The sequence below is a fragment of the Hyphomonas sp. TMED31 genome, assembly GCF_002172815.1.
Lineage (GTDB): Bacteria > Pseudomonadota > Alphaproteobacteria > Caulobacterales > Hyphomonadaceae > Hyphomonas > Hyphomonas atlantica.
Genome location: NZ_NHCK01000046.1, coordinates 20,747 through 35,296 on the forward strand (window position 1 = coordinate 20,747; position 14,550 = coordinate 35,296).

The window sequence follows — 14,550 nt, forward strand, 5'->3', positions numbered from 1 at the left end:
GTCCTCCGGAACCGATGCGGCAGCCGAGTCCGCTCGTTTAGAGGGCGTAAAGTCAGCTTCCGCAGATCACTAGCAGGGCAGTTTATGCTGTGCCGGCCGCAGACGCTGATGCCAGCCCCTGTTCTTTCGCCATGCGTTTCATGGCCTTCTGCAACTTCTCAAACGCACGCACCTCGATCTGACGAATACGTTCGCGGGATACGTTGTAAACTTCCGACAATTCCTCAAGTGTTTTCGGCTCTTCCGAAAGACGACGCTCGGTTAGAATGTGGCGTTCGCGCTCATTCAGGTCTTCCATGGCGGACGTTAGCAATTCCATCCGCGCATTGAATTCCTGTTTGTCTGCGAACTCTTCAGCCTGGCCCTGNTCATCGTCAGCCAGCCANTCCTGCCATTCCATATCGCCATCCGTGCCCATCGGCACGTTCAGGGACGCATCTGAACCGGACATCCGCCCGTTCATCGAGTAGACCTCATTCTCGGTCACGTTCAGCTTCTCGGCGATCAGCTTGGCCTGTTCCGGCTTCAGGTCGCCCTCGTCAAGCGCCTGCATCTCGCCTTTCAGGCGACGCAGGTTGAAGAAGAGCTTCTTCTGTGCGGCAGTTGTGCCCAGTTTTACCAGACTCCAGCTACGCANNATGTATTCCTGGATCGCGGCNCGGATCCACCACATGGCNTATGTTGCAAGGCGGAACCCCTTATCAGGGTCGAATTTCTTCACGGCCTGCATCAGGCCGACATTCCCTTCGGAGATAACTTCGGCCATCGGCAGGCCATATCCGCGATAGCCCATCGCGATCTTCGCGACGAGGCGCAGGTGAGAGGTCACCATCTTTTCGGCTGCTTGCGTGTCTTCCTGCTCACGCCATTGACGCGCAAGCATGAATTCCTCGTTCTTCTCAAGCATCGGAAATTTGCGGATTTCCGTGAGGTAGCGGCTCAGGCCCTGTTCAGGGCTGAGGGTCATGCTCGTACTGGCGGCAATCTTGTTTGCCATAGTCAAATCTCCTCCTTTGCAGACCAACCCCGCGTCGCGGCGATCGTTCCGGCATTCAGGTGTATTGGGTGTTTAGCCCTGCTTTGCAGCGGCGTCGTCCCGTATTGTCCGCATGAATGTCATCGCGGATTAACATAAATAAGAAGGCCTTCCCGGAATTTGAAGGCTTTTTTGGTGGCGGGCTGTCTCTCGAATTGTTGTCTGCAATCTTCCACTCAAAATTGGGGAACCGCATCGCAATCCGAAAGGTTCTTTGAGCAATAACAACTCAGGAACACACCTATGAATACCACATTCAAGGATAGACAGGAAGCGACTGTCACGCCGACCGAGGCGTTTCGGAAATTCGTGAAGTCTGACGAGTTTCCTTGTATTGGCGCGAAGTCCGCCATGGTCCGGGATCAATTGATGATTGCGGAGTTCGGGGAGATCGACTCCGCAGCCGGTGATATCAAGTTGCGACTGGCGCTGGAGACATTCATCGACCAGCTCGATTTCGACTCCCCGGTCGTTCAGTCGTTTGTCGCGATATTCACCGGGCCAAACGATTTGCTGGAAGATGAATTCGAGCACGCGTTGTGGAACCGTCTCCAATCCCTGCATAANCTTGATGTGGTGGAGGGCAGGGGATGGGCGGAGAACGCCGACAGGGACCCTCAGTCTGCGCATTTTTCCATGGGATTGCTTGGAGAGGCCTTTTTTGTGATTGGCCTGCACCCGAATGCTTCGCGGCCCGCGCGACGATTTCGGTATCCAACCCTCGTCTTCAACTCGCATGAGCAGTTTGAGCGGCTTCGCCAGGACGGCCGGTTCGAGAAAATGAAACAGATCATTCGGGCGCGTGACGAAGCGCTTGCCGGGTCCGTCAACCCGATGCTGGCCGACTTCGGCAGTGGATCGGAAGCCGCGCAATATTCCGGTCGCGAAGTCGGACCAGACTGGAAATGCCCATTCACGCCCCAGGAGCCCATCAAATGATCCAGCGCATTCCCCCGAAATCCGGCGTAGCCTTCATCCTCCGCAAAGGCCAGCGCCTGACCGTGACAGATCCGGAAGGCGAGCAGGTCAGTGATCTGGTCGCCTACAATCTCGATGACCGAAAGGAAGTCATCTCTTCCGGGCGTTCGCTGGACTATGCCGGGCGCATGTTCCTTACCACNGGTGACGTGCTGTACTCAAACCGTAGTCGTGACATGCTGAAGATCGTAAAGGACGAGGTCGGGCGACATGACTTCACGCTTACGCCATGTTCGAAGGACACATTTCGCAAGCTCTACAATGAGGCAGATCCGCAAGGCGGATGTCAGGAAAACCTGGAAGCTGCTCTGTCTGAATACGGTATTGGGCCAGACGATATCCCCATTGCGTTCAATATCTTCATGCATGTGGCGATGGACCCCGAAACCGGAAAGATCAGTGTGCTGCCACCCTTGAGCAAGGCTGGACAATCGATCGTTCTCGAAGCCTGCATGGATTTGGTAATCGGCATGACCAGCTGTTCTGCCGGCGAGTCCAACAATTTTGTTTACAAGCCCATAGACTATCAAATCGGTTCGGGTGTGGTCTGATGGATATTTCGGCAATCTTCTATGATGGTTGGAAAGACCTGGTAAGGATCGTTCTGGCGGCGCCCGCCATCTATTTCACCATTATTGTGTTTATTCGATTGGCGGGGAAACGGTCCACGTCCCAGATGAATAATTTCGATTGGGTCGTCACCGTGGCGCTCGGGTCTATTGCTGGTGCGGGTATCACCAGCAACTCGGTGACAGTATTTGAAGCATTGCTGGCCATCGCGACTTTGCTCACCATACAATGGGCGTTAACTTTCATGATCGCGCGCTCAATCGGTGTCGAAAAGCTGGTCAAATCCAGCCCACGGCTTCTGGTGTATCGGGGCAATTATCTGGACGAAAATATTCTCGACGAGCGACTTACCCGATCCGAGATACTCTCTGCCCTGAGAGAACATGGATTGACGCAAGTGGAGCAAGCCGAAACGGTTGTGCTCGAAACCGACGCATCATTCAGCGTTATTGCTCGTGACGCCGGGAAGGTCTCTGCAGATGTCCTGCGCAGATCGGTTGTCGGGGTGCCAACGTCGGACACGCGCTGAGTGCCGTGTCTGTCACAATAAATTCACATAAAACAATGCGTTGTAACCTGCTGTAAACATTGTTGGTTACCAAGTTTTCAGAATGTCCTGTTAGCACGATACCCAGAGTGCCTTGGGTGGGGCAAATGGGTTTATTATGAAGTTTCGCTCCACGTCCTGGAAGCATTTTCCGCCTTTGTCGGTGGATGACAGCTTTGATGCGCTGTCAGCTTTTTTCGTTAGTAATCCTGAGGCCACGCTGTGTCCGGTTGTTGACCGGCGCGGTCGGCCGAACGGGTTTGTTTCCCTTCAGGCGTTTCAGCGCATCATATCCAATCCCTACGGGTACGCACTGAATCAGAAGAGGGGATTGGCCGCGATTCTGGACCGAAACCCGCTTGTCCTGGAACTCAACGATGACACGGCATCGGTTTTCAGCAGTATTCGAGACAAGTCAGATCTCCTGACGAACGGGTTGATCCTCGTGCATGATGACGGTGTATATGCAGGGTGCCTGAATGCGTTGGGCGTCTTTCATGCGCTCACCGAAATACATGCCAACATGCTCTCTGATCTCAAGGCAGAGATAGTCGAGCGCGAACGCGCCGAGCAAACGGTTCGCCAACTGGCCGATACGGATCCTCTGACTCGCATCCTGAACCGTCGTGCCTTCATTCGTGAAGTCGAGGCACTGATCCATGCACAACAGCCTTTCACCTGCGCGCTGGTCGATCTGGACCGTTTCAAGCCACTGAACGACCGGTATGGCCACGCAGTTGGCGATCATGTGTTGAAAGAGCTGGCGCGGCGACTGTCCGAGGCTGAGGGGTGCCGACTGGCCTGCCGTCTGGGCGGAGACGAATTTGCATTTATCATCTGTGATGCCGATGCCTCCGAGATTGCAGCGCGAGCGCAGAGTGCAATTGTTTCTCCTGTGGAGACCGATTTGGGGNTGGTNTCGGTNGGTGCCTCAATTGGCCTTGCGTCCTATCCCNATGACGCTGTTGATGAAGTCAATCTGATGTATGCCGCCGATAAGGCAATGATCCGTATAAAGTCTGAAGGGGGTGGGATCGCTGTCTTCGACCGCCGTATGGATTTGTCAGACATGGACGCGCAGGAGTTTGACAAAACAATCATCAGCGCCGTGAAGGACAACCGCTTCCAGCCGGCGGTCCAGCCCATCCTTGATCTCCGGTCCCATTCCGTGGCCGGATACGAAGTCCTGGCACGCTGGCCAAATAGTGGCTTGAAGCGGCAACCGTCNCCGAAGCANTTCATGCCTCCGGTGGAGCGTCTCGGGCTGATTGACAGCTTCTTCTGGTCGATGCTGAATCAGGCTTTACGGTGGCTGCCCGATGGCCGGAGCTTCCTGTCCTTCAACGTGTCGCCCTCGCAGCTCACCTCGCTGGAATTCTCGGATCTCTTCCTCAACGCGCTACGACGTCACAAGGTNGAGCCGTCCCGCATTGAACTNGANATTACCGAGAACGTCCTTTTCCGGAATATCGATACCAGCAAGCAGGTGCTCGGAAAGATTGTCGATGCCGGTGTGTCATTGGCTCTGGATGATTTTGGCACGGGATACTCGTCTCTTTCNNTGCTGGAAGAATTGCCGTTCAAGAAAGTGAAGCTCGACAAGAGCCTGCTAGGCAAGAAGAGTGATTCCGGTGTCCTGCCGAAGGTCCTGACAGGCAGCCTGAAGATGTGCCGGGAAATGAATCTGATCAGCTGCGCCGAAGGCGTCGAGACAAGTTGGCAGCTTGAGCANTTGGCCGCACGCAAATGCNATCTGGTTCAGGGGTTTCTGATTGGTCGTGCCGTATTGTGCAAGGAATTGACGTCGCCATCGGTGATTACACAGGCGTCCTGACNGGNTTCANCCACCCGTTTCAACGGGCATCATACATGGGNCGTTGAAAGGCGAGGCATCCAGCTCTCCGCTGGTTCTATTCCGCCTCGATCTCAATTCGTTCTTCGGCCAGGTAATCCGTTGACCGCATTTCATGAAGNCGGCTGACGGTGCGTTCGAATTCAAAGCTGCCGTCGCCTTCGGGGTAGAGTTCTTCCGGTTCAGCGGCGGCGCTGGCCACGAGTTTGACCTTCGCCTCGTAAAACGCATCAATGAGCGACACGAACCGGGCTGCCTCATTGCGGTTTTCTGGTCCGAGCGTCGGAATGCCGGATAGAATGACGGTGTTGAAATTTGCAGCAATGGCAAGATAGTCCCGCGACCCAAGCGGACGGGCGCAAAGCTCCTCGAACGTAAACCGTGCAACGCCAGCAGCTTCGCGGTGGACCTCCAATTTGCGGCCCTTGACCGTCAGCACACAATGCTGCGGTTCAGCGCCCAGGGTCAGCCGGTCCCAGGCCTGATCCAGAGCCCTCTCGGATTCTCCGCCCAGCGGCGCGTACCAGACCGGCGCCTCAATCAGGCGGTCCAGTCGATAGTCCCGTTCGGAGGCCAGTTCCATCACGTCGCAATTGGCCTTCAGGTGCTCGATGAAGGGCAGGAAGAGGGGACGGTTGATGCCATCCTTGTAGAGATCGTTGGGGTGACGGTTTGATGTTGCAACGACGGTGACATGGCGCTCGAAGAGGGCCTCGAACAACCGGGCAAGCACCATGGCGTCAGCAATCTGGGTTACCTGGAACTCATCGAAACAGAGCAGGTTCGCCTCGGAGGCGATCTGTTTCGCCACTGGCGCGATCGGGTCGTCGCCAGCTCCCTTCACACGCCACTCGGACCGCTTGCGTTCATCTTCGGAAAGCTTGCGCCATGCATCCAGCCGGTCATGAACTTCGGCCATGAACTCATGGAAGTGAACCCGGCGGCGGGCTTCGACCGGTGCATGCTCGAAGAACAGATCCATCAGCATGGATTTGCCGCGCCCTACGCCGCCCCACATGTACAGGCCCGTTACGGTCTCCGCCTTTGAAAACCACCCACCGGTCTTCCGGTTCGCCAGTCGATGGGCAAGATCATCCAGCGCAGCGGCGGCTTCGGCCTGCACCGGGTCCGGCATCAATTGTCCGTCACTGATCCGCGCCTCGTAGCGCTCAATCACATAGCCCATTCAGAGACGCCCATGCAGGAGTGGAAACTTGCCCGGCACCGTCCAGACGGCTTCAGGCTGCTGGTGAAACTTATACAGTCAACTCGATTATTGGAAATGCGTTCCGCTGAGAGAGTATGGCACTGCGTCACCGTGCTGGCCGCTGGGTGGTCAGCCCAGTCTTTCTGCCACTTGTGTGATCAGGCGAGACCAGGATCCCGGAACCAGCAGGAAAGTCAGTGCAGCCCCGGCCAGTGCGCCGCCCAAATGCGCGCCGTGCGCAATCATCGTGTTCGGACGGCGGGACAGGAAGAAACTGACGGAGATGAACAAGGCGGCGGCCACGATTGCCCACATCGGAATGATGAAGAACAGGCCGAGCAATGCGAAAGGGGCGAGCACGCTGAACGACAGGATGACGCCGGACGTCGCGCCTGATGCTCCAACGGCGCGATAGTCCGGCTGGTCCTTCTTGTCGAAATACTCCCACAAGTTTCCGCCAAGCAGCGAGCCCCCATAGATGATCAGGAATGTCGTCGCGCCGAGGCTGCGCTCCAGAACGCGGCCAAATTCCCACAGAACGTACATATTGATCAGCAGGTGAGTCAGGTTCACGTGCAGAAAGGCTGACGTCACGAACCGCCACCATTGCCGCCCGTCCCGGATCGGGGCGATCCAGAAGCTGTTGTCAGTGAAGAAGTCGCGATTTGAGAGGCCGATCAGGCTGACCAGCACATTTGCCACGATCAGGCTAATCGTTACCGGGAATTCCATCATCGTCTGGCTGCTCTCCTGTTATGCCGCCAGCAAAAAGCCGCCCGGACGTGTCCAAGCGGCTTAGCAAGGGGAAGGGGCGCTTCGCAAGCGCCCGACAGATTTAGGCGGCGCGGACGGCGGCGGTCTCCGCGGCTGGCATCAGGTCCATCAGGAAGTCTTCGAAGGCATCCGGGCGCTGGATGAAACGGTTGAAGGGCAGGTTGGCCTTGAAGATCGCCTCGGGATGGATGTTTGCGCCGCAGCGAAGCGCGGATTCGACGGCCTGGTCACGCACATCCATGGAGGACACGACAGCGATCCGGTATTTGCCCATATTGGCCACACGAGCGATCGTCATGTCTGGGTCGAAGGAGTCTGGCAGGCCAAGGTCAAGCACGACAAGATCAAAGCGTTCAAGGCGAAGGCGGGACTCTGCAAGCATCAGGGTTGGCGCCATGACGAGGTCGATCTGGACACGAGAACGAGCTGCCTTGTCCGCAGCAATTGCCAGCATGTCTCGAACTGGCTCGTGATCTTCAACCCAAAGAACTTTCATCTACTCGTATCCCGATTAATTTGCCCGCGAAGGAAAGGCTTAAGCCAACCCCCCTGTTGCGTTCACAATGGCACGTGGCTCTTACGTCTTGGTAAAGCGAAACTTTCCGAAGTGTTTATTTTTCAACAGAGTGCGGTAGTTGAGCGGTAAGCTTCCCGCCTCCGTCTCATGCGTTTCACGCTTTCAGGGAATCGCCCGAACCCCTATGTATCTAAAGGGAGATTGGAGTGGCCGTGACACCATGAGTGACGAGAGCCTGACAGCGAAAACACCTGCCTTGCGGGCGTCTGCGTTTCTGGACGCAGAAAAAAATAATGACCAGCATATCGTCGATACGTTGATCGAGGAACGCTGCCCGCAACTCCGCTCAAGCTGGAGCTGGCCGCTTGTCCGCCCCGTTCTTTACAAGATGCTGGGATACAGTCGCGCGCGCGAGATGGCGGATACGATCATGCAGCTCAATGGTCGGGACTCATTCGATCATCTGTCAGCGCAGCTCGATTTCTCGCTCGACATTGAGGGGCTGGAGCGTCTGCCTGAATCCGGGCGCGTCATTATCGCGGCCAATCATCCAACCGGTCTGGCCGATGGGGTGGCCGTGTGGGATTTGCTCAAACAGATCCGTCAGGACATCATCTTCTTCGCAAATGCAGATGCCATCCGGGTCAATCCGCGCTTCCAGGATGTCATTATCCCGGTGGAGTGGGTCGCGGAAAAGCGCACCCCGGCCAAGACACGCGAGACCCTTAAGCGGGCGGGGCAAGCATTCTCCGAGGAGAAGTGTGTGGTGATCTTTCCGTCAGGCCGTCTGGCGAAGAAGGAGGATGGCCGACTCGTCGAGAAGGAGTGGTTTTCCACCGTGGTCGGGCTCGCCCGCAAGCAGAACGCACCGATCCTGCCGCTCAATCTCGATGCGTGGAATTCCTGGCTGTTCTACTTATTCAGCGAGCTGAATGGCGAATTGCGTGACATAACCCTGTTCCACGAATTGCTGAACAAGCGCGGCGCCAATGTACGGATGACATTCGGCCAGATGATTCAGCCGGATCAATTACAGGGCGACGTGAACGAGTTGACCGAGAAACTGAAACACCATGTTGCCTACGATCTCGGGCGCGACAACACTGCTGTGTTCCGGCCTTAGCCGTGTGTGGTCGCTTTTTCCGTCATGGGGTTTCGTGGGAGGAATACCACAACGCGCTGAACCTGATCCATCCAAATGGCATTCAGCCGCCAGAGCCGGCCTACAATATCGCGCCCACACAATATGCCCCCATCATACGCATGGCCCCGGAAGGGGAGGATGTTCCCCGCCATGCGATCCAGATGGCGCCAGCCATGTGGGGGCTTGTGCCCAGCTGGTGGAAGAAACCACTCAGTGAAAAGAAATTTTCCACCTTCAATGCGCGCAGCGAAGGGTTGGAAGCTTCCAACACATTTCGTGGCCCGTTCCGGCATCATCGCTGCCTGATTCCGGCGAGCGGCTTTTACGAATGGACGGGGCCAAAAGGGAAGAAACAACCTTATGCGATCGGCCTGCGCAATCGTCGCTGGTTCTGTTTTGCCGGATTGTGGGACCGGGCCATGATCGACGGATCGGAGATCGATACATTCACAATCCTGACGACAAAGCCAAATGACCTCATGGCAGGGCTGCACACGCGAATGCCGGTGATCCTGCATCCGTCAGACTATCGGACATGGCTGGACGCGGACAATCGCAAGGTCGAGCATCTCTACGAACCATTCCCGACGGCGGACATGCACGCATGGCCGGTCAATCCGGCAGTCGGCAATGTCCGCAATCAGGGGCCGCAACTGATCGAAGAGGCCTAGTTCTTCTTCCAGGCCACCTGATACAGGTCGAGCCGTCGATCTTTCAAATTCTGCACCGCACCCGACTGGCGAGCCGTCAGCAGGTCGGAAATCGACAGATCTGCCAGCGCAATCGTTTCGGTGTTTGGCGCAGTGTCTGCCGCCACGCCGTCGCGCGAGAACGGGAAGTCAGATGGTGTCAGGATGCAGCTCTCCGCATAATGAATATCCATGTTCTCGACGTTTGGCAGATTGCCGACGACGCCCGACATGGTGACATAGCACTGGTTCTCGACGGCCCGCGCCTGACAGCAATACCGTACACGCATATAGCCGCGGCGCTCGTCCGTGCAGAAGGGCACGAACAACATCAGCGCGCCCTGGTCGACCAGGTGACGCGCAATTTCGGGAAACTCGCTGTCATAGCAGATCATCACGCCGATTGGGCCGCAGTCTGTCTGGATGACGGAATTGCCGCGTCCGCCCTGGATGTTCCACCAATGGCGTTCCGACGGGGTGGGGTGCAACTTCTGTTGAGTGTGAACGGATCCATCGCGCAGGAAGACATGCGCCACATTCAGGATCTCGCCGTTCTCCATCTGGCTCGGATGGGTGCCGCCGATAATGTTGATATTGTAGGAGACAGCCAGCTTTTCCATGAATTCAACAAAGCGCGGCGTGTATTCCGATATCTGAGCGATGGCGTCGATGGGCCCCAGCGGGCGTTCAGCAAGCGACAGCAATTGCAACGTCACCATTTCCGGGAACACGACGAAATCGCTCTTGTAGTCGGACGCGATGTCCACCCAGTATTCCAATTGGCTTTCGAACTCGTCGATGGAGGTGATGCGGCGCATCTGCCATTGCACGGTCGCGATACGGACGCTTTCGGGCAGCGATGTGTCGCCAAAACTCGTATTGGTCTGGATCTTCTCCTGCGCCAGCGGGTTCTCCCAGAACATGTGCGTGGCATGTCCCATGGAATCCGTGTCTTCCGGCAAATAGTGGCGCAACACGCCGAGCGGCTCGTATCCCTGGTTCAGCTGGAAGGTGATGACCGGATCGCGCAGTTTGGACTCCCGCACGGCCTTCACATAGTCTTCCGGTCTGGGATACTGCTTCGCCTTGCGCGCATAGCCGGGCATGCGGCCAGCGAAGACAATACCTTTCAGCTCCAGCCACTGACACAATTCGCGGCGTGCCTTGTAGAAGCGCTGCCCAATGCGCAGGCGGCGATAGTTGGGGTCGACCGCCACATCCATGCCGTAGAGCACATCCCCTTCAGGATCATGCCGCGCAGCATAGCCGCCGCCGGTGATCTGCATCCAGGTGTGTGGCCCGAAGGCGTGCTCGGAGGCGATCATGAAGGTCGCGCAATGGCCGACAATCGTGCCTTCATACTCGGCCACGAACTGGCCGTCGGGAAAGCGGTTGATCTGCGCCATGAGGTGGTCGCGGGAATACTCCTCGCCCTCCCCATAGACTTTTGCGGAAAGGGCCTGCAGGCCCGGAATGTCATCCGGCGTCGCATTGCGGATGATCAGCTTGGCTTTGCTATTGCTCATGGCGAAGAAATGCCTCTGGAGGGATATGGTTCAATGCGGCAGGCGCAGGCTGGCCCTGAGGCCGCCAAGGGGGCTGTCGCTGAGGCGGAGGTCACCGCCATGTGCGCGCGCCGTATCCCGGGCGAGTGTCAGGCCGAGCCCTGTGCCCGGCGTGTTCTGGGTTCGGGCCTCGTCCAGCCGCATGAACGGCCTGAAAGCGTCCTCCCGGCGCTCTGGCGGTATGCCCGGTCCATTGTCGTCGACATGTATATCAGCCGCATGCGGACCGTCCACAAGTGTGATCTGCACATCGGTGGCAAATTTCATGGCGTTCGAGATCAGATTGCTGACCGCCCGCTTGATGGCGAGCGGGCGTCCATTGACTGCAATCTCTTCCGGACCCTTCACAATGATATGCGGTCCAAAGCCAGCGGCGGCCTCCCGCACCAGCTCGGACAAGTCGAGATCGCTTGCCTCGTCGCCTTCCTCGCCGCGCGCGAAGGTCAGGTATTCGTCCAGCATCATCGACATGTCATCGAGGTCCGAGCGCGCCGCCCTGATGTCGTCAGTCTCCTCCATCATGGCGAGGGCCAGTTTCAACCGGGTGAGGGGGGTGCGCAAATCATGACTGACGCCCGCCAGCATCGCCGTGCGTTGTTCGGTAAAAGCGGTCAGACGGTTCTTCATGTCGATTACGGCGCGCGCCGCTTCGCGCACCTCATTGGCCCCCGAAGGCCGGAAGTCGGGAGCGTCGCGCCCCCGGCCAAACGCGCGCGCGGCTTTCGACAGGCGCAGGATGGACCGGACCTGCTGGTTCAGGAACGCAATCGCCAGCGCGATCATGAACAGGGAGAACAGGATCACCCAGACAATGAAGATGTGTGCATTGGCGACGAATACGCGCTTTCGCTCGACAATGATCTCCACTGTGCGCGGCCCGGACGCGAAACGCAGGTGCAGCATGGAGTCTCGTGGATTGAGCGCCGTCTCCACCGGCACGCCCAGCCGCGTCTCCAGCTCATTGTCCAGCGTGCTGCTATAGGCAAACCGGTCCAGATAGCTGGATGATGCCAGCGCTTGTTCCGGACTTCTGCAGGTAAAGGTCAGGTCCAGCCGTTCATCAATGGTGCGATGAACCGAAGGCGAGTCTTCGCGGCGATCACAATAGGCCTGGATCAGGCTGGCATCCCGCGCGATAGACTGGGCCAGCTTGCGGTTCACCTCGGCAATGTGGCTATCGTAATAATACCAGGTCATCAGTGACAGGATCAGCACGACAGGCGTAATGACCATCAGCATGCTGCGGGCATACAAACCGCGCGGTGTGATATCCCTCAGGCGAAACATCATCTCAGTCCGGCATCAGGCGATACCCGATACCGCGCACAGTCTGCAAATGTATCGGTTCGCGGGGATTGGGTTCGATCTTCCGGCGCAGGCGCGTGACCTGAACATCGACAGAGCGTTCCATGCCGGCGGAGGTCAGCGACGCCAATTGTTCGCGGCTGACGGGTTCGCCGGGGCTGCCGGCCAGCACGGTCAACAATTGCAGTTCGGCTTCCGTCAGCCGGATACGCTTGTCGCCTTCCTTCAGTTCGCCGCGCTCTGCATTGAAGATCAGGCCTGACATTTCGACCTCGGCAGGGGGCTCTGCCTTGTGGGAGCGGCGCAGGATGGCTGCACAGCGCAGGGATAGTTCCTCGGGTTCAAAGGGTTTGGCCAGATAATCATCGGCGCCATGCTTCAGTCCTTCGATCCGGCTGGAGGCCTCGCCCTTCGCGGTCAGCAGCATGACCGGAGTCTCGCGATTGCGACCTTCGCGCATGGATTTCAACAGGGAGAGGCCATCTTCGCCCGGCATCATGATGTCCAGCACCGCAAGATCGAATTCCATCGCGTCCATCATCTTGCGCGCGCCGGCAGCGTCAGGCGCAGATGTCACGCGGTAGCCTTCACGCGTCAGGTAGCGCTTCAACAGATCGCGAATCCGGTCGTCATCATCGACAACGAGAATATGGGCGACATCTTGAGTCATCGTGTGAGCGAATCCAGAACCTTGCGAGCACCTTCAACCGCATCCGGACCTGCGGCGCGATAGGCCAGTCGCAGTCGTTCGCGCAACACAATGGTGATCTGCGTGGTCAGCGTGGTGCCGACGTCCGACAGGGTGAGCGTCCGGCGGCGCTTGTCGCTGGCTTGTTCTCGCTCGCGTTCGATCAGTCCGCGCTTGTCGAGTTCGCCAATGATACGGGCGAAAGTCGGCACCGTCATGCTCAGGGAATCCCGCAAATCGCCCACCGTCTGGCCGGGCGTGTAGCGTATAGCCATGAGAATTTGCAGCTCTGGCTTGCTCAGCCCAGCCTTGTGTCGCGCCTCTTCTGCGGCTCTCATCAATTCCGCACTGCCGGCCAGCAAGAGTCCCACGCCGCGGTCAAGCTCCTGATCCATAAGGAAAAGGCGCGGATCGAACGGTCTATTCAGGTTGACGTCAGGGGCCATGTTCTGAAATGAACGCAAAAAATGCTATAAGTGCAAGCGAGGAGCGCTGAACTATTATGTCTGCATATGACGATCGCGACGGTTATATCTGGATGGATGGCGAATTCGTGCCGTGGCGGGACACGAAAGTTCATGTGCTGACCCACGCCCTGCACTACGCCTCTTCGGTATTTGAAGGCGAGCGCGCCTATGGCGGCAAGATCTTCCGCTCCCTCGACCATTCCAAACGTCTTCACAATTCCGCTGAGATCATGGGGTTCGAAATCCCGTTCTCGGTTGAACAGCTGGAGCAGGCCAAAACCGAAGCGCTGGCGAAATCCGGTCTGGAAAGCGCCTATGTCCGCGCTGTTGCCTGGCGCGGGTCTGAAATGATGGGCGTTTCGGCTCAGAACAACACGATTCATCTGGCGGTCGCCGTCTGGCATTGGGGCGATTACTTTGCGGACAAGATGAAAGGTATTCGTCTGACGCACGCCAAATGGCGTCGCCCGGCGCCGGAAACCGCGCCATGCCACGCAAAGGCTGCGGGCCTCTACATGATCTGCACCCTGTCCAAGCACGCCGCTGAGCGTGATGGCTACGCCGACGCCCTCATGCTGGACTATCGCGGGCAGATTGCCGAAGCGACCGGCGCGAACATCTTCTTCGTCCGCGACGGCGCCTTGCACACACCGACACCCGATTGCTTCCTGAACGGCCTGACCCGTCAGACGACGATCAAGCTGGCGAAGGAACGCGGTATTGAAGTGATCGAACGGGCCATCTTCCCGGACGAGCTATCGACCTTCAGCGAATGCTTCATCACGGGCAGCGCAGCGGAAATCACGCCTGTCGCAGAGATCGGCGAGCATGTGTTCAAACCCGGCCAGATCTCCGAGACTCTGGTCAATGATTATACAGCCCTGGTGAACGGCAAGCTGGAGCTGGCGCTATAAGGGCGCCAGCGCAAGCTGTACGAAAAGTAACTGAGGCCCTGAAGGGCTGGCTGGTAGGGCTTTCACCCATGGGGGGAGCCTGGAAACAATTCGCACGGGAACGACTGCCCTATGTGGCGGGATCATTGGGTCTCAATGGCCTGATGCTGTTCCTGTTCGCGCTTGCCTTCGGACATAAACTGCCACCCGCGCCGCCGCCTGAAGTTTTTGAGGTGGACATCGTCGAGTTGCCGATAATACTCCCGCCAGAGCCAGAGCCAGAGCCAGAGCCAGAGCCAGAGCCAGAGCCAGAGCCAG

Annotated in this window: 16 protein-coding genes; 8 read left to right on the top strand and 8 right to left on the bottom strand. The window is 57.7% G+C overall.

Annotation, left to right across the window (positions count from 1 at the left end; all coding sequences use genetic code 11):
* Nucleotides 1-82 precede the first annotated feature (82 nt).
* Entirely contained in the window at nucleotides 83-997 is a 915-nt protein-coding gene (gene rpoH, locus CBB91_RS07295; protein WP_273013159.1) for an RNA polymerase sigma factor RpoH, read from the bottom strand.
* Nucleotides 998-1,279: 282 nt separating this feature from the next.
* Between rpoH and gntA the strand changes: the two genes are divergently transcribed.
* The 4 genes from gntA (at nucleotide 1,280) to CBB91_RS07315 (ending at nucleotide 4,965) form a co-directional block, all read left to right on the top strand.
* On the top strand, nucleotides 1,280-1,975 hold the full coding sequence (gene gntA / locus CBB91_RS07300; protein WP_273013161.1) for a guanitoxin biosynthesis heme-dependent pre-guanitoxin N-hydroxylase GntA: 696 nt from the start codon (nucleotides 1,280-1,282) through the stop codon (nucleotides 1,973-1,975).
* Entirely contained in the window at nucleotides 1,972-2,565 is a 594-nt protein-coding gene (locus CBB91_RS07305) for an urea carboxylase-associated family protein (protein WP_273013162.1), read from the top strand. Before gntA ends, CBB91_RS07305 begins: the two co-directional genes overlap by 4 nt.
* Complete coding sequence (locus CBB91_RS07310) at nucleotides 2,565-3,113, top strand: YetF domain-containing protein (protein WP_273013164.1); 549 nt, start codon at nucleotides 2,565-2,567, stop codon at nucleotides 3,111-3,113. The genes CBB91_RS07305 and CBB91_RS07310 overlap by 1 nt, the downstream gene beginning before the upstream one ends.
* Before the next feature lie 136 nt (nucleotides 3,114-3,249).
* Nucleotides 3,250-4,965: an EAL domain-containing protein gene (locus CBB91_RS07315; protein ID WP_273013165.1), complete on the top strand. Its 1,716-nt coding sequence runs from the start codon at nucleotides 3,250-3,252 to the stop codon at nucleotides 4,963-4,965.
* Nucleotides 4,966-5,041: 76 nt separating this feature from the next.
* On the opposite strand, the gene zapE is transcribed toward CBB91_RS07315, so the two are convergent.
* The 3 genes from zapE to CBB91_RS07330 form a co-directional block, all read right to left on the bottom strand.
* Nucleotides 5,042-6,169: a cell division protein ZapE gene (zapE, locus tag CBB91_RS07320; protein WP_273013167.1), complete on the bottom strand. Its 1,128-nt coding sequence runs from the start codon at nucleotides 6,167-6,169 to the stop codon at nucleotides 5,042-5,044.
* 150 nt (nucleotides 6,170-6,319) lie between these two features.
* Complete coding sequence (locus tag CBB91_RS07325) at nucleotides 6,320-6,925, bottom strand: rhomboid family intramembrane serine protease (RefSeq protein ID WP_035554352.1); 606 nt, start codon at nucleotides 6,923-6,925, stop codon at nucleotides 6,320-6,322.
* A 100-nt stretch (nucleotides 6,926-7,025) separates the two neighbouring features.
* Entirely contained in the window at nucleotides 7,026-7,460 is a 435-nt protein-coding gene (locus tag CBB91_RS07330) for a response regulator transcription factor (RefSeq protein WP_035554354.1), read from the bottom strand.
* A gap of 241 nt (nucleotides 7,461-7,701) precedes the next feature.
* Between CBB91_RS07330 and CBB91_RS07335 the strand changes: the two genes are divergently transcribed.
* Both CBB91_RS07335 and CBB91_RS07340 read left to right on the top strand, forming a co-directional pair.
* Complete coding sequence (locus tag CBB91_RS07335) at nucleotides 7,702-8,604, top strand: 1-acyl-sn-glycerol-3-phosphate acyltransferase (RefSeq protein ID WP_273013170.1); 903 nt, start codon at nucleotides 7,702-7,704, stop codon at nucleotides 8,602-8,604.
* A gap of 2 nt (nucleotides 8,605-8,606) precedes the next feature.
* Entirely contained in the window at nucleotides 8,607-9,296 is a 690-nt protein-coding gene (locus tag CBB91_RS07340) for an SOS response-associated peptidase (RefSeq protein WP_035554355.1), read from the top strand.
* Here the strand turns inward: CBB91_RS07340 and CBB91_RS07345 are convergent.
* From CBB91_RS07345 to CBB91_RS07360, 4 genes are read right to left on the bottom strand one after another with little or no spacing between them, the layout of a single operon-like run.
* A complete protein-coding gene (locus CBB91_RS07345; protein WP_035554358.1) occupies nucleotides 9,293-10,840 on the bottom strand; it encodes a GNAT family N-acetyltransferase in 1,548 nt (515 codons plus the stop codon). The two genes, CBB91_RS07340 and CBB91_RS07345, sit on opposite strands and share 4 nt — an antisense overlap.
* A gap of 30 nt (nucleotides 10,841-10,870) precedes the next feature.
* Entirely contained in the window at nucleotides 10,871-12,118 is a 1,248-nt protein-coding gene (locus CBB91_RS07350; protein ID WP_345906761.1) for an ATP-binding protein, read from the bottom strand.
* Between the two features lie 52 nt (nucleotides 12,119-12,170).
* On the bottom strand, nucleotides 12,171-12,854 hold the full coding sequence (locus CBB91_RS07355) for a response regulator transcription factor (protein WP_273013173.1): 684 nt from the start codon (nucleotides 12,852-12,854) through the stop codon (nucleotides 12,171-12,173).
* Nucleotides 12,851-13,318 carry a MarR family winged helix-turn-helix transcriptional regulator gene (locus CBB91_RS07360; protein ID WP_273013175.1) on the bottom strand — a complete coding sequence of 156 codons (468 nt, stop codon included), beginning with the start codon at nucleotides 13,316-13,318 and terminating at the stop codon, nucleotides 12,851-12,853. The genes CBB91_RS07355 and CBB91_RS07360 overlap by 4 nt, the downstream gene beginning before the upstream one ends.
* Nucleotides 13,319-13,374: 56 nt before the next feature.
* Here CBB91_RS07360 and CBB91_RS07365 point away from each other — a divergent pair, with 56 nt between their 5' ends.
* A complete protein-coding gene (locus CBB91_RS07365; protein ID WP_035554365.1) occupies nucleotides 13,375-14,253 on the top strand; it encodes a branched-chain amino acid aminotransferase in 879 nt (292 codons plus the stop codon).
* A 68-nt stretch (nucleotides 14,254-14,321) separates the two neighbouring features.
* On the top strand, nucleotides 14,322-14,550 hold a 229-nt coding region (locus tag CBB91_RS07370), incomplete at its 3' end, for a hypothetical protein (RefSeq protein WP_273013177.1).

Coding starts and splice junctions, on each gene's coding strand:
- CBB91_RS07350 (WP_345906761.1), bottom strand. CDS start 12,118: ATGCTGATGGTCATTACGCCTGTCGTGCTGATCCTGTCACTGATGACC.
- CBB91_RS07335 (WP_273013170.1), top strand. CDS start 7,702: ATGAGTGACGAGAGCCTGACAGCGAAAACACCTGCCTTGCGGGCGTCT.
- CBB91_RS07365 (WP_035554365.1), top strand. CDS start 13,375: ATGTCTGCATATGACGATCGCGACGGTTATATCTGGATGGATGGCGAA.
- CBB91_RS07360 (WP_273013175.1), bottom strand. CDS start 13,318: ATGGCCCCTGACGTCAACCTGAATAGACCGTTCGATCCGCGCCTTTTC.
- CBB91_RS07325 (WP_035554352.1), bottom strand. CDS start 6,925: ATGATGGAATTCCCGGTAACGATTAGCCTGATCGTGGCAAATGTGCTG.
- CBB91_RS07355 (WP_273013173.1), bottom strand. CDS start 12,854: ATGACTCAAGATGTCGCCCATATTCTCGTTGTCGATGATGACGACCGG.
- CBB91_RS07330 (WP_035554354.1), bottom strand. CDS start 7,460: ATGAAAGTTCTTTGGGTTGAAGATCACGAGCCAGTTCGAGACATGCTG.
- CBB91_RS07310 (WP_273013164.1), top strand. CDS start 2,565: ATGGATATTTCGGCAATCTTCTATGATGGTTGGAAAGACCTGGTAAGG.
- CBB91_RS07345 (WP_035554358.1), bottom strand. CDS start 10,840: ATGAGCAATAGCAAAGCCAAGCTGATCATCCGCAATGCGACGCCGGAT.